This window comes from Streptococcus halichoeri, from assembly GCF_019774635.1.
Classification (GTDB): Bacteria; Bacillota; Bacilli; order Lactobacillales; family Streptococcaceae; genus Streptococcus; species Streptococcus halichoeri.
Map to the genome: position 1 here is coordinate 1,661,961 of NZ_CP081502.1, position 15,213 is coordinate 1,677,173.

The following is a 15,213-nucleotide window of genomic DNA, read 5'->3' on the forward strand; positions in this document are numbered from 1 at the left end:
TCTTAATGTGTTACAGTTGGCAGACGTTGATAGTTCGTTGATTCCGGTAGAGGGATCTTCAATGCTTCAGCGACTTGGCTATTGACCAAGGCTTGGCCATCATCGACCACCTCAATGGGAATATCCTTTAGCTTTTTGCCAGCAATCAATTGCTTGACCTGCTTAGCCGATTTGACCCCTAACTGATATTGATTTTGAAAAACACAAGCCAAGCCCCCTGCTTTGACCATGGTGTCCACACTAGGGAAAACCGGTAATTGCTGCGCCTGAGCTATCTTGACAACAAGAGGAAATGCTGAGGCGATGGTATTGTCTTGCGGGATAAAAAGCGCATCAACAGATTGAGCAAGGACTGTCATTGTCGTTGCGATCTCGTTGGTTGAAGGGACCGCATAGGGCTTGACATGGTAGCCTCTAGCTTCGGCTTTTTGGGTAAAAGCAGCCACTTGTGATGCCGAATTATCTTCGCTACTGGCATAGAGCACACCAATAGTCTTTAGCTGAGGCAGCAAGGACTGCATCAGGTCAAGCGTTTTGGTTATCGGAAGCTGAGTGGCAAGCCCCGTCACATTACTCCTTGGCTGCCCCAAGTTCGTGACCAATTTCGCCCCAACAGGATCAGAAACAGCCGACATAAAGACTGGTTTTTCTTTGGTGGCATGGGCTAGCGCTTGGGCTGCTGGCGTTGCAATACCAATGACAAGATCGTTTTTGCTGACCAATTGCTTACTCATGGTTTGCAATTTATTTTGATCACCTTCGGCATTAAGCACCTCTACATGAATCTGCTTGCCCTTGGGCAGGTCGGCTTTTAGCTCTGCGATGGTCCCAGCACAAATCTGATCCAAGGCCTCATGCGTCACTAATTGCAAGATCCCAACCCGAATGACGGATTGATGCTGCAAGTCTTTCACCGTGGGCTTGGGCTGATACCAGATAGCCCCAAGAACCAGACAAACTAGGGCAAAAAGCGTTAATATTAGGGGTTTATTTTTCATCAAAAATCCTCACAATCACGAAAACTTAGCGAAAAAGCGCTTAGTAGTTTACTACTAGGCGCTCTCTTGTTATTTGAATAGCTAGCGCATAGAGACAACAGTTAGAGGTACACTAAAAGTTGTATCTATGAACTCATAAACACAACCTATCTATGCCAGCTTTGCCAAAAATGTTTTAAAAGTGTGTTCATCGGTGCTTCCATCCTTACTCGTTTTTTTCAATTATAACGTAAATACGATAAATTGCAAGTCGGACTGCTGCCTTTGGGCAAGAAGCTGTGAAAAATGTGGTATAATGAAGGAATTAGAATTCAGAAAGGGAGAAATCATGTCCTTTGACGGCTTTTTCTTACATCATTTAACCAAGGAATTAAAGAATCAACTGCTTTTTGGTCGTATTCAAAAAGTCAATCAGCCCTTTGAGCGTGAGCTGGTCCTAACTATCCGTAATCATAGACAAAATTATAAGTTGCTGCTCTCTGCCCATCCGGTTTTTGGCCGTGTCCAAGTCACCAAGGCTGATTTCAATAATCCGGCTGTTCCTAATACCTTTACGATGTTAATGCGCAAGTATTTACAAGGCGCCTTAATTGAATCCATCAATCAGGTTGACAACGATCGGATCTTAGAGATTGGGCTTTCTAATAAGGATGAGATTGGTGATGCTGTCCAAGCAAGACTGATTGTCGAAATCATGGGCAAGCATAGCAATATTATTTTATTGGACCGCGCCAGTGGCAAGATTATTGAATCAATCAAGCATGTCGGATTTAGTCAAAATACCTACCGAACCATCTTACCAGGCTCTGACTACATTGCCCCGCCACCAACCAAGGGGCAAAACCCCTTTAGCATTTCCGACCAAGCTTTGTTTGAAATCTTACAGACTGAGTCTCTTACGCCAAAGAACTTACAGCAGCATTTCCAAGGGTTGGGCCTAGATACAGCAGAGGCCTTGAGTCAGGTATTAGCCAGCGAGCGATTGAAAGCATTTCGGGCTTTCTTTGCCCGTCAGACCAGCCCTTGTTTGACTGAAAAAGGCTTTGCCCCCATCCAGCTGCCTGATGCCCGGCAGGATTTCTCAAGTCTATCTGAGCTGCTTGATCATTATTACCAGGATAAGGCAGAAAAAGACCGCATCCAACAGCAAGCCAGTGACCTGCTGCATCGCGTGCAAGCTGAGTTGGATAAGAATATCAAAAAATTAAAAAAACAAGAAGACGAATTAAAAGCGACCGAAGATGCTGAGAGCTACCGGCAAAAGGGCGAACTCCTCACAACCTTCTTACACCAAGTTCCAAACAATAAAGACCAGGTTGATTTACCCAACTACTATACCAATACGAGATTGACCATTGCTCTTGATAAGGCATTAACGCCCAGTCAAAACGCCCAGCGCTATTTTAAACGTTATCAAAAACTCAAAGAAGCCGTTAAACATCTCAAGGGCCTCATCCAAGACACCAAGCAAAGCATTGCCTACTTAGAGAGTGTAGACTACAATCTCTCCCAAGCAGGCATGGATGAAATTGAAGATATCCGCGAAGAATTGGTCGAAGCTGGCTTACTCAAACAGCGCACACGTGATAAACGGCAAAAACGTAAAAAACCAGAAACTTACCTAGCTTCAGACGGTCAAACCCTTATCTTGGTTGGCCGCAATAATCTGCAAAATGATGCCTTAACCTTTAAAATGGCTAAAAAAGGCGAACTCTGGTTCCACGCCAAAGACATTCCTGGTAGTCACGTCATTATCAAGGATAATTTAGATCCTAGTGATGAGGTTAAAACAGACGCCGCCGAATTAGCAGCTTACTTTTCTAAGGCAAGGCTGTCTAACTTGGTTCCGGTTGATATGATTGAAGCTAAAAAACTACATAAGCCAAGTGGTGCAAAGCCAGGTTTTGTGACTTACACCGGCCAAAAGACACTCCGAGTCACACCGGTAGCCGAAAAAATCAAAGCTATGGCCATTAACAAGGACCAAAGGTAGGCGGCTGACTGGCAGAGCTGGAGCTGCAATTAACAAGCCACATCAGCCCTACCTAAGCAGCCCTAGTACTCACAAGAGCCCCCACTCAGCAATTGGGCTTTGTGTGAGCAAACACTACTGAATTAGAGCCTGGCGGCATTGCTTAGGCTCTTTCGCACTAGGAAAATAGCAAAAAAGCTAGAAACCCTGGAATCGCTAAACTTTAGTTTTTTTAACTAAAGCCTGCTATTCTAGAGTTTATCTAGCTTTTTTTATAATATTGTCCTTACTTTAAATCATTTCAGCTGACACATACTACCTCAATCATGTAAGGCGTGGCCTATTCGGATTGCGTAATGTCCTCACGCAAACTGTCAACATCAAATTGCCGATCTAAAAAGGCTTGATTCTGGCGAGGAAAATCTTGTTCCAAGGCATCAAGAATACCAATTTCTACCTGCCCTTCCTCCAGAACAAAATCCATGACGTGGCCGCCAAAGCTGTGATCCTTGGATAAGAAATGCAAGTGGTAACCAGCAACACTCACGCCATGAAACAGTTCTGGCGTCCAAAAGCCTACTAGGACCCCTTCAACTGCTGTCTGCTGAAACTCAGGTTGCTGGCTGGCCACTTGGGAAAAGCGGGTCCCTGGTGCCGTTTTGGGTATCATGCGCACATGCATGTGCTGAAACGTCCCTTTAATCTGGATACTGTAAAAAAGATTGCGACTGGGAAAAGCAGTTTCTAACTTTTCTTTTAAGTCACTATCTGTCACAGGCGTAGCTTGATAAAAAGCCTTGTCCGCCCGATGCTTTGCAACAGCGGCATAGGGGACCATTTCTGTCCCATTTAGGGCCAGGACCTCTGCCTGTGAGCCTGTGCCGATGGCTTGGTAGGCTTTGCCCTGATAAATAATCAATTCGCCATCAATGCTATCAAGCGTCCCGATCCCAAAATCTCCGTGCGCTAGCAATTGCTCAAGCGAAAGTGTCCCTTCATACAAGCCGGCCATAAGTGCAGCTAGGGTATTATGTTGAAATAAAGTGTTTTTATCTGACATAGGGCACCTTCTTAATAAAACTCATCTGGTAAGATTGTCTCGCCTAATTGGCCATTATCCTTATAATCGATTGGAATATCAATCAAGATGGGGCCATCTTGGGATTCCTGAATGGCTTTAGCAAGCGTTTCTTTGAATTCTTCTTTGCTCTTGACGCGGTAGCCTTTGGCACCAAATGCTTCGGCATACTTGACAAAGTCAACGGCGCCCAATTGAACACCAGAAGAACGATTATATTTCATCACTTCTTGGAATTCCACCATGTTGTAGCGGCCATCATTCCAGATCATGTGGACAATTGGCAGCTTGCGGCGAACTGCCACTTCGAGTTCTTGCGCAGAAAAGAGGAAGCCACCATCACCTGAGACAGACAAAATAGTGGTGTTGGGACGAACCAAGGCTGCTGCAATCGCCCAGGGGAGGGCCACACCAAGGGTTTGCATTCCATTTGAGAAAAGCAGGTGGCGGGCTTCATAGGATTTGAAATAACGGGCCATCCAAATGTAATGACTACCAACATCAACAGTGACAGTCATATCATCCTTGGTTTGCTCTTGCATCACTTCCATCACATCCAGTGGATGAATCAAACCTTCCTTGGACTTGCGGTCAAACTTCAAATCCCCATCCAGATTTTTTTTGAGATTTTGTAAGTATTCGACTGAGCCTTCTGGCAATTGGTAGCCGCGAATGGCTGGTAACAATTGATCCAAGGTATCTTCAATGCTCCCAATCAACTCACGCTCAGGTTGGAAATAGGTGTCAATTTCTGCCTGAGCCACATCAATAACAATGGTGCGAGCTGAAAATTCAGCATTCCAGTTGCGGGCCTCATATTCAATCGGGTCATAGCCAATAGCAATGACAAGATCAGCTTTTTTCAGCAACATATCTCCTGGTTGGTTGCGAAATAAGCCAACGCGGCCAAAGAAGGTCTCTTCTTCTAAGTCACGCGAGACAATCCCAGCACCCTGGAAGGTTTCAACAACGGGTAATTTAACAGCTTCCAACAAGCGACGAATCGAGGCGGTGACTTTTTCAGAAGAGGCACCATTACCAAGCAAGAGCACTGGTAAGACAGCGTTGCGAATAGCTTGCGCTAAGTAATTAATATCTGCCACCGAAGCAGAACCAAGTTGTGGCGCTGTCAGAGGTTTAATCGCTTTGACAGAAACAGGGCTGTCTGTGACATCCTGTGGAATAGAGATAAAGCTAGCCCCTGGTTTACCGGCTTTGGCAATGCGGTAAGCATTGGCAACAGTCTCTGATAAGGTATTGGAATCATGGACTTCCACAGAATATTTGGTAATCGGCTCAAGCATGGCTACGTTTTTCATGGATTGATGGGAACGTTTTAACAAATCCCCACGCTTCACCTGACCACCAATGGCCAAGACGGCATCCCCTTCAGCTGTTGCCGTCACTAGACCCGTCGCAAGGTTAGAGATTCCTGGTCCACTGGTGGCAATGACGACACCTGGTTCTCCGGTGATCCGACCAATACCTTGAGCCATGAAAGTAGCATTTTGCTCATGTCTAGAGACGATCAATTCTGGGCCCTTGTCCTCTAAGGTGTCAAAAATCCGGTCAATCTTGGCACCAGGAATCCCAAACACGTATTTGACATCATGATTAATCAGGCTGTCAACCACAAGGTCAGCACCATACATTTTTTCTGATTCAGTCATTCGCTTACTCCTTATTTCACAATATATTATCTATTATAACACTATTGTTATCAAACTTCTTTTCATTTATTTGTGAATTTTTTCATCACGTTTTCAGCTATTTTTCACTCACTCTAGTTGATCACGCAAGGCCTGCATATTAATGTCATCAGGCACAAGAGCCAAATAGGCACTTACAACCTGGGCTGCATCTTGCAAGTGGCCAAATTCCCGTAAAATATAGGCATACTCCTGTAAAAATTCCGGATTGGTCTGCAAATCAGGAGCTAGCGCTTGGTAGGCAAAAAGGGCTTGCTCCTGGTCTAGTTCATGATAGGCCTTAGCGATATTCCATTTGGTTAAGACCTGGTCCAGCTGGTCGTGATCTAGGGCAATTAAATCCTCATAGCGTTCTTGATCAAGATAGAGTGACGATAAGCGCAGCTCAATTTCTTCTAAATCATCAGCAACTTCTTTAGCTTTTAGCAAATAGTCCTCGGCTAATTGAGGATCATGGGTTTCAAAAGCCAGTTGTGAACCTAAAAGTAAAAGTTGACTATCAAAGGCATTTTTGCGTAAACCTTGTTGAACGACACGTAAGGCCTCTTCTGGCTTTAGGTCATGGTGCAGGCTTTGGGCATAGAGCCACTCATAACCAGGATAAGCAGGGTTAATGGTATCAACTTGCTTAAAATAGAGATTGGCTTTTTGGTATTCTTCTTGCTCAAAATAAAGAGTCGCTAATGCCAAAGCTGTGCTATCTTCATACTCAATGGACAGCGCTTTTTCTAAAAATTCAATGGCCGCTTCAAATTTCCCCAAATGGGCATAGGCTTTACCAATTCGCTCATAAGTCGAAAGCCCTGTCTGGGCCAAAATCTCACGATTATCAAGTGCAGCATAATGGGTGATAGCCTCTTGGTAGCGCTCAAGCTCCATTTCTAACTCTGCTAAACCCAATAGAATCAGCGGGTCCTGGCTATAGTGACTAGCTAAGAGGAGTTTTTCATGGGCAACATCGGCCAAGCCTTCCATATCATACAGGTCAGCCATGACCATGAGGGCCGTGGGATAGTTAGGATCATCCTGGGGCAGTGCATCCAAATAGAAAAAGGCCTGGTCCATGTCACCGTCTTCTGCCAGAATCTGTGCTAAGTTGATATTTGCTTCGGGATAATCAGTGCGAACCTTTTCAAAGGCACGCTTGGCATCATCTAAATACCCCATTCCTTGCAAATACTCGGCGAGAGCCAAGAGACTGTCTGAGGGGTCTGATGCTAAAGCCCGCTCAAAATATTTAGCTGCTCGAGCAAAATCATGCCGATCTAAGGAGGCAAGCATTTTTTCACTATTCAACATGATCTGCCTTCTCCTCTACAATAATCTTTTTATCCACATATAAGTTGCTGACCCCCTTATACCATTCAAACAGTTCTTTTACAATGACTTTGATTGAAGCATATATCGGAATGATTAAGAAGACGCCCCAAACACCAAACATCGCTCCTGCGCCTAGCAATAAAAACATAATCGTAATCGGATGGATACTTAATTTATTGCCAATAACCAGTGGGGTCACAAAGCGGCCCTCAATGGTCTGTTCGATGGTAAAGACCACCAAAACTTTGACCAGCATAAGTGGACCTTGTACTAAACCCATGATGACAACTGGGATCATCGCAAGAAAGCTACCCAGATAGGGAATCATGTTCAAAAAGCCGGCCATAATCCCAAAGGTAATCGAATAGCGTAAGCCAATAACACTAAACATAATGGAAAACATAATACCAACAGTGACCGCAACCATAACCTGCCCCTGCACGTAACCGGATAACTGTTTATTAATATCACCCAAAATGCGGCCGACGGGTAATCGTAAGCCAGTTGGCAAAACATCTACCAAGCCATCTTTCATCTTGCTGCTATCACGCAAGAAATAAAAGAGAATAAAAGGTGAAATGATAATGGATACCGTAATACGCGCGATAGTCCCTGCTAAGGAACCTGCCCAATTAAGGGCGTTTTTAGAAATGGCTTCGGCATAACCAATGGCCTTTTGGCCAATACTAGTCAGCATATCCTGGAGCTGCGCGTGGTAGTTGACCAACCACTTGCTTTCAAGTAAATGATTGATTTCCCGATTGACGGTTGTGATATAGTTAGGCAAATCACGGAAAAAAGTCGTCATCTGCTCTCCAATCATCGGGATCAATCCAGCAAAGCCCCAGATTAAAAGAAGAACAATCAAACCAAACACAATAAAAATGGACACTGTTCGGCTGGGACCTAGTTTTTCAATCAGATCAACCAAGGGTTTGGTCAGGTAATAGAGAATGGTAGAAATGACCAAGGGTAAGATTAAGACAGCGATAAAAGATGAAGCCTTAGAAAAGAGAAAAGAAATTTTTGTAAAGACCAAGATGGTCAAAAATAAGAGCAATAAAACAATGAGGGCATTAGCTGCCTTATTATTTAAAACCCATTTATAAAACCAAGTCTCTTTGGGATCTTGGTCATTTAAAAATTGCATAGCTACAATACTCCTTTCTCATTAGTGCTTGCATGGGTGCCCCTGCCATAAAAGCTTACTTCTTTATCTAGCAAATGATTGTCTTGATCATAGCAAAATTTAGCAGAAAAAAAGGGGCGATCTTCTAGAATCCATGTTAAAATCTCATAGTCTCCTTGCCAAGTAGGTTTTTCTAAGACTTGCTCATAGGGGACCCACTCTAGTGTGCCTTCGCGAGAGTCACTATCAGCAATCAATTCCCCTTCAAAATCCGTTACCTTAAAAACATAGGTATACCAATCTTCGTTTGGGGTAAAATTGGGAAAGGTAATCACGCCGCGAAAGGACATGTCTTTGACCTGCAGGTGCGTTTCTTCATAGATTTCTCGAATGGCACAGGCATCAGGTGTCTCGCCTGCTTCTAATTTGCCACCAACAGAGATCCATTTACCAGCATGCACATCATTTTCTTTTTTATTGCGATGCAACAATAATAAAGACGTTCCATTATCAATGTAGCAAATTGTTGCTAATTTGGTCATCTCTTGCCTCATCTCTTTCTATTTACTTTTCTACTATTATACCAATCTCTACTCAGATTGCGAATGATTTATTGAAAAAGCATGACAAGAAATGGTAGCCTGATGCTCTTATCCATAAAAAGCAAAGTGTTAACAGCCAGCAAAAAAGCTCCTTATAAGAAGGGCTCTGCCATTTCTGGAGTCGCTAAGGTCACGCCAGGGTTTTGTAAACTCCTCTTAATCGCTCTAAAAATCACAAAAGAGGAAACATTTTTGGAAGGCCACTGAAAAAGTGAGTTCTACAGTTCAACCAAAATGAAAAAAGAGGAATCTATCTCCTACTTAGGTAGATTCCTCTTTGCTTTCCCCTATTTTTACTTTGTTAGCTGTTCACCACTTTCTTTGACAACAGATCGCAATAAGAAGGTTGCTAGCTTAGCTTGCTAAGCTAGAGGGGTTAAGACAGAGTGTACACGGGGTGATTAGTCCTTACTTTTTTTAAATCCCCAAAGGATAACCAAGAGCCAGCTCAAGAACTCCAAACCAAAGCTCAATTTTTGCAGGGGCGTTTTTTGATAACTAATGTGGACATGACCACTTCTTTGGACATGGATTTGAGCTAAGCCATTATTTAGGACCTTTTGCTGGTGGTGCGGCTGGTGGTTTTTAGCTCTTTTTGAAATTTCGTTTTTTGATAGGGGCACAGTTGCTAAGGCCGGCTGACTTCCTTTGGCGCCTTGAGAATAGGTGGCCCGATAGCCTTTGTACCAGATGCGCGGAAGCTGCACTGTGGCAGGAGCGTGATCCAGGCTAATGTCAAAATCAAGCTGGTTATAGGCCGTTTTGAGCTTGGATAGGTGATAGTTGCGACCCTGCCGCTGAAATTGGCTCAAAGCTGCTTTTTGATTGGCCTTGTGGTGGTCCACATCTACTGTCAAATACTCCATCCCTGAAAAGCCATCAATGTTATTAGCACCAGCATAGGCCTGTTTCATTTGACTTTCCATTGAGTGATTATAAGCAACTGCTGCTCCTTGGTTTCTCAGAACCACCATGGACATATACATGGCAAAGCCAATGAGAAAGTATTGGATGGCTCTTTTTAGGGAACGATTGTCAATGGCGAATATTAAAAGAGCCAAGCTAGGAATAAAGGTCAACAGGCGTCCCGGCCATTGAAAGACGCCAAGTGGGCTGTATTTCAATTGATTCCAGGGGAAAACAGAAGAAGCCATAAGTAGTAAGCCTAAAATCAGAGCAGCTAGCCTTTTACTTTGCACGCTCAGCCTTGGCCATTTGACCAATTGGCTCGAAAGCAGCAAGGTCACAAAGATAATCAAAGGAGAATGGTAGGCAATACTGATGCCACTTGAATTACTATCAAAGAACATCTGCAGGATTTCATAAAAACTCCGTGCAGCGCCAGACATCCCCATGAAGGGCCGGGTGGTCCAATTGGCATAAAAGACTTGGCTATGCGTTTGCTCCAGCAATTGTAGCCAAAACCCAATGCTTAATACCAGGCCAAGTAGGCCACCTTTAACACATTCGAGTAGCTTTTGCCAGTTTAAATACTGATAATTTAGTGCCAAGAAAAAGAGGGACATGATTGCTAGAACCAGGGTTGAGATAATGTGCGTTTGGATCAATAAAGCAATCACAATGCCTAATAAGAGCGCTGCTTGGCGATTTTCAAAGACAATCTGATAAATAGCCAGAATCAAAAAAGGAATCAAGGGAGTGGCAGCTGTCATGCCATAGCCAAAATTGGCATAGACCAAGGGAGGGTACAAGGCTAGTACAAAGGCCAAGCTTTGGTTGTGACTGATGGTCCTAAAGACGATAAAAGTCCCATAGACACTGACCAAGGTCAAAAAGAAAGCATAACCAACATAAGCAAAGGTGATGGACTTGGTCAAAAGAAAGAGACCGGCCGGTAGATAGAGCAGCCATTGGCCATAGAACATCGGAACAGCATAGCCCACACCATTACCAAAAAGAAAATTCAAATTAGGAAGGAAATCGCCATGGCGCAAGGACTGGGCGAGCCCTGCAATGCGGGCCATATGAAAGGCAAGGTCAGAATCCTGCCTAGTGATGACTTGGTAGGAACAAGCGATGATGACAACTGTATACAAAAAGAGTAGAGCAAAAGGCGCTGCTACTTTTTTGTCATGTTCTTTGTTTAGTGAGTAATCATTATGAAACACATCAAGCCTCACTTTAGTATCTCTTGGGTTTTAGCATAGTTAGCTTCGACCTCAGCTTTTTCTGCTTGCCACCATGCTTGATGGTCACGATACCATTTGATGGTTTCTTCTAAGCCTTGTTCAAAATTGGTAAATTCTGGTTGCCAGCCCAGCTCTTCACGTAGCTTAGTGGCATCAATAGCATAGCGCAAATCATGGCCAGCTCGGTCTGTCACGTGATCATAAGCGTCTTTGGGCTGCCCCATTTTCTCAAGGATGAGTTCTAAGACTTCTTTATTGCTTTTCTCACCATCTGCACCAATCAGATAAGTTTGGCCAATGACTCCTTTTGTCAAGATCGCCCACACTCCAGTTGAATGGTCATTGGTATGGATCCAGTCACGGACATTCTTTCCTTCCCCATAAAGTTTTGGTTTGATACCTGATAAGATATTCGTAATTTGGCGGGGAATGAATTTTTCAATATGCTGGTAAGGGCCGTAATTGTTTGAGCAATTGGAAATGGTCGCTTTGACACCAAAAGAACGCACCCAAGCTTTTACAATCAAGTCAGATGCCGCTTTGGTGGAAGAATAAGGCGATGAGGGATTGTAATTGGTTTTGGCAGTGAATTTTTCCCCTGGACCTTCTCCGTGTCCAGGTAAATCTTCGCGCAGCGGCAGATCACCATAGACTTCATCTGTTGACACATGATGAAAACGCAAATCAAATTTGCGGGCTGCTTCTAACAAGGTGTAGGTCCCGATAAAGTTCGTATGAATAAAGGGGCTTGGGTCTTTAAGGGAATTATCATTATGACTCTCAGCTGCGTAGTGAACAATAGCATCCGCATCAGCTGCAAGCTTATTGACCAATTCTGCATCAGCAATATCGCCTACAACAAGTTTGACCCGATCACCAAGAATGGCTTCAATGTTGGCGCGATTTCCAGCGTAGGTTAATTTATCCAGAACGGTCACTTGGACATCAGGGTGGTTATTATAGAGATAATGCACAAAGTTAGAGCCGATAAAACCAGCCCCCCCTGTAACGATAATCTTTTTATAGTCTGACATAGTTATTTCCTTAACAATATTTTTTAATGCCTTACTTTCTAGATGCTGGTTCAAACACCCCAAAAAGCAAATCAAAGCACTTGGTTTTTAGAAGCAAAAGCCATACGACAACACTTGTCCTGACACGTCAAGCTTTCCTAAGGTTAGCTGCGTGAGAAAGCTTGGGTTACAAAGCTATTAGGCTTTTTGCTACCATATGTTTTGCTCTAAAAATAAGCTTGGCGGAGCTGTTGCTTTTCATCAAAGCGAGTGCTGCAGGCTAATGGCTTTTAGACCAGCTGGTGGTCGCGCTAGCTATTTCACAGCCTAACAGCCCACCACTGTGTGCTTGTTACTAGCAAGTAAAGAAGGCTAGCGTGCGGTTATAATGAGCGGTTTTACATCCTGTAAAAAGGGATGTTTTTTATCTGCCGCTGAGACTTCAGCAGCTGACAGATTTTGCCACTCAATCCCGAGGCTTGGGTCCGCGTAATTCACAAAGGCGTATTTGGGTTTGAGTTCAAGAGCCCAATAATCATTGACCAAATAGCTGTAAGACACCGTATCTGTCAACACTTGAAAGCCATTGGCCACACCGCGCGGGACAAAGATACCTTTTGAGGCATCAATGATTGCTTGATAGGTATTACCAAAACTCTCGCCTTGGCGTAAGTCAACCCAAGCTCCTAATACTTTGCCTCCGTCAGCTACTGAAATGTACTTGTCCCATGGTTCTGCATGCAAGCCCCGTAGGACATTTTTATGTGAAAAGCTAATGTTATTTTGCAGCTTGCCGGCCGCAAAAAAACTTTCTGGAAAGCCCAGAGGTAGCATTTTTTCCTTTTGAAAGTTTTCTTTAAACCAGCCACGGTTATCTCCATGAACTGGAATATCAAATTCGAGCATGCCAGGGATTCCGCTGACGGGTCGCGCGGCTAGTGGCTTTTCAAAAAATTGTTCTGACATTACATTTCTCCAATCAAACGAAGTAGATATTGACCGTATTCGTTTTTCTTTAATGGCTGAGCTAGCTGCAAGACTTGTTCTTTAGTAATGTAGCCCATACGGTAGGCAATCTCTTCTAAGTTTGCGACCTGGGCATTTTGCAAGCGTTGAACGGTTTCGATGTATTGAGCTGCCTCAAGTAAGCTTTCATGGGTTCCTGTATCAAGCCAGGCAAAACCACGTCCCATTAATTCGACCGAGAGGTCGCCGCGTTCCAAATAGGCTTTGTTCACATCTGTAATTTCCAACTCGCCGCGCGGGCTGGGTTTGATGCTTTTAGCAATATCAACGACATCATTATCATAAAAATACAAGCCGGTTACTGCGTAGTTGGATTTTGGCTCTGCCGGTTTTTCCTCAATGGAGATAGCATTCATATCATCATCAAATGCAACCACACCAAAACGCTCGGGATCTTTGACCTGGTAGCCAAAGACAGTAGCTCCCTTGTCTTTAGCCGCAGCTTTCTGAAGGAGCTTAGTCAGGCCATTACCATGGTAAATATTATCGCCAAGGATCAAGGCTACATGATCATTCCCAATAAACTCTTCGCCAATGATAAAGGCTTGCGCCAAGCCATCTGGACTAGGTTGCTCAGCATAAGACAAGGAAATGCCAAACTCTGAACCATCACCAAGCAATTCTTCAAAACGCGGTAAATCTTGTGGCGTGGAAATAATGAGGATGTCCTTAATGCCAGCTAACATTAAGGTTGACAAGGGATAATAAATCATTGGTTTATCATAGATGGGCATCAATTGCTTAGATGCCGCCCGTGTCAACGGATACAAACGTGTTCCTGATCCGCCAGCCAGTATTATACCTTTCATAATAGGTCTCCTTCAGTTTCTATATCGTTACCATTCTACCATTTTTTAGAAGCAGTGTCATGTTTTACTGTAAGCCTGTGCAGATGACCAACAAACAATCCTAGCACGTAACACAAATACTGATCACCTTGACCTTAAGAGCTTGGTTGTCCCTCACAAGAGGCAAAAGCCAGCTTTAGTTCTTAGGCTAGAAGCGTTAGATAGGCAGCAGGATTATAAGCTTCAATCGCCATATCTAGCTCTTGATCAAGTGCCAACTTGGCCAATTGCTGTCCGATGATTGGCCCTACTGTTAAGCCGGTTGAGCCTAAACCACTTGCGACATATAGTCTGGGTTTGTTGGGTACTGACCCAAAAAAAGGTAAAAAGTCTCGAGTATAAGCCCGAATGCCTACTCGACTGGTAGGTAGAGGCGCAGTAGCTAAGGCTGGTAAAAAGGGACTTGCTTGAGCAGCTAAGCTATCAAGAATGTCTTGATCTGGACTAATATCAAAGCCCTGGTCATTTTCATGGCTGGCACCGACCACTACTTTTCCCTGTGTAAAAGGAATAATATCAATCTCTCCTTCTGGCATAACTACCGGCCACTGGTCGCTTGCTTGATTCGGTAGGTGATAATCCAATAATTGTCCTTTTTGCGGCCGGACATCTACGTGGTAACCCAAAGGCTCTAGCAACTGACCAAGCCAGGCGCCACAAGCTAGGATCACCCGATCAAAATAGTGTCCTGCAATCTCATAGCCCTGGCCTTTTTGCCTAAGGCTGACCTTTTGCTGATAAAGAGGGTAACCTGCTGCTGTTTGCAATAAGCGGCAAAGGTCATGCCCATCAACACGGGCAGCACCCTGGGCAACCAGGGTGCGTTCATAGCCCTTTAATTCTGGAAAAGCACCGCTAGCTTGGGCATAATCTTGCAGTGATAGCTGTCCGATAATAGGAGAGGAGTGCTGACGCTGCAAAGCGATGTGATAGAGCTCCTCTAGCTTGCTGGAATCTTTTTTTAAAACATAAACTCCGGTCTGCTGGTAAGAAGTATTAGGATAGCCATCAGCCAGCAAATCTTGTATGAGGCGTGGGTAAAACTTGGCCCCCGCATCGGCTAACTGATACCAGGCTTTATTGCGACGCTTGGAGAACCAAGGGCAAATAATGCCTGCTGCAGCCTTGGTAGCTTGGCCAAGACCTTCATCAAATAGGACTACTTCTGCTTGTCCGAGACGGGATAAATAGTAGGCTGCGGTAGAGCCGACAATGCCCGCTCCAATAATTGCAATGCGCATCTTTCCTCCTGGTATGGGTAAGCTAAAAACACTGGCTAATGCTTTGCCCTATCTTGTTAAGGCAAGCAGACTTGAGGTTTTTGCTTTTTATGGTTTAATCATTATGACTTCCCTGATAGGGCCTTAT

The 15,213-nt window shown here is 44.1% G+C and carries 12 protein-coding genes; 1 reads left to right on the top strand and 11 read right to left on the bottom strand.

All coding sequences use genetic code 11. The features are described from left to right. Positions 1–2: 2 nt before the first annotated feature. Positions 3–998 carry a tryptophan ABC transporter substrate-binding protein gene (trpX, locus tag K5J94_RS07855; protein WP_159564233.1) on the bottom strand — a complete coding sequence of 332 codons (996 nt, stop codon included), beginning with the start codon at positions 996–998 and terminating at the stop codon, positions 3–5. Between the two features lie 328 nt (positions 999–1,326). On the opposite strand from trpX, the gene K5J94_RS07860 reads away from it, so the two are divergent. Continuing rightward, complete coding sequence (locus K5J94_RS07860; protein ID WP_159548792.1) at positions 1,327–2,991, top strand: Rqc2 family fibronectin-binding protein; 1,665 nt, start codon at positions 1,327–1,329, stop codon at positions 2,989–2,991. Between the two features lie 319 nt (positions 2,992–3,310). Here K5J94_RS07860 and budA read toward each other — a convergent pair whose 3' ends face one another. From budA to K5J94_RS07910, 10 genes are all read right to left on the bottom strand, one after another. Further along, a complete protein-coding gene (budA, locus tag K5J94_RS07865; protein ID WP_159720641.1) occupies positions 3,311–4,030 on the bottom strand; it encodes an acetolactate decarboxylase in 720 nt (239 codons plus the stop codon). A gap of 11 nt (positions 4,031–4,041) precedes the next feature. Beyond that, complete coding sequence (alsS, locus tag K5J94_RS07870; RefSeq protein WP_159548663.1) at positions 4,042–5,718, bottom strand: acetolactate synthase AlsS; 1,677 nt, start codon at positions 5,716–5,718, stop codon at positions 4,042–4,044. 108 nt (positions 5,719–5,826) lie between these two features. Continuing rightward, entirely contained in the window at positions 5,827–7,056 is a 1,230-nt protein-coding gene (locus K5J94_RS07875; RefSeq protein WP_159564229.1) for a tetratricopeptide repeat protein, read from the bottom strand. Then, positions 7,046–8,227, bottom strand: coding sequence for an AI-2E family transporter (locus K5J94_RS07880; protein WP_159544878.1), 1,182 nt, complete (start codon positions 8,225–8,227; stop codon positions 7,046–7,048). Before K5J94_RS07880 ends, K5J94_RS07875 begins: the two co-directional genes overlap by 11 nt. A 2-nt stretch (positions 8,228–8,229) precedes the next feature. Continuing rightward, positions 8,230–8,748 carry an NUDIX hydrolase gene (locus K5J94_RS07885; protein ID WP_159544880.1) on the bottom strand — a complete coding sequence of 173 codons (519 nt, stop codon included), beginning with the start codon at positions 8,746–8,748 and terminating at the stop codon, positions 8,230–8,232. Positions 8,749–9,209: 461 nt separating this feature from the next. Beyond that, entirely contained in the window at positions 9,210–10,949 is a 1,740-nt protein-coding gene (locus tag K5J94_RS07890; protein WP_231700351.1) for a glycosyltransferase family protein, read from the bottom strand. Continuing rightward, a complete protein-coding gene (gene rfbB / locus K5J94_RS07895; RefSeq protein ID WP_159564227.1) occupies positions 10,946–11,992 on the bottom strand; it encodes a dTDP-glucose 4,6-dehydratase in 1,047 nt (348 codons plus the stop codon). The genes K5J94_RS07890 and rfbB overlap by 4 nt, the downstream gene beginning before the upstream one ends. Positions 11,993–12,343: 351 nt before the next feature. Continuing rightward, positions 12,344–12,937 (bottom strand): dTDP-4-dehydrorhamnose 3,5-epimerase family protein, encoded by a 594-nt coding sequence (locus K5J94_RS07900; RefSeq protein ID WP_159583934.1) that lies wholly within the window; start codon positions 12,935–12,937, stop codon positions 12,344–12,346. Beyond that, positions 12,937–13,806: a glucose-1-phosphate thymidylyltransferase RfbA gene (gene rfbA / locus K5J94_RS07905; RefSeq protein ID WP_159544886.1), complete on the bottom strand. Its 870-nt coding sequence runs from the start codon at positions 13,804–13,806 to the stop codon at positions 12,937–12,939. The genes K5J94_RS07900 and rfbA overlap by 1 nt, the downstream gene beginning before the upstream one ends. 182 nt (positions 13,807–13,988) lie before the next feature. Next, complete coding sequence (locus K5J94_RS07910; protein ID WP_159544888.1) at positions 13,989–15,086, bottom strand: NAD(P)/FAD-dependent oxidoreductase; 1,098 nt, start codon at positions 15,084–15,086, stop codon at positions 13,989–13,991. Positions 15,087–15,213 lie beyond the last annotated feature (127 nt).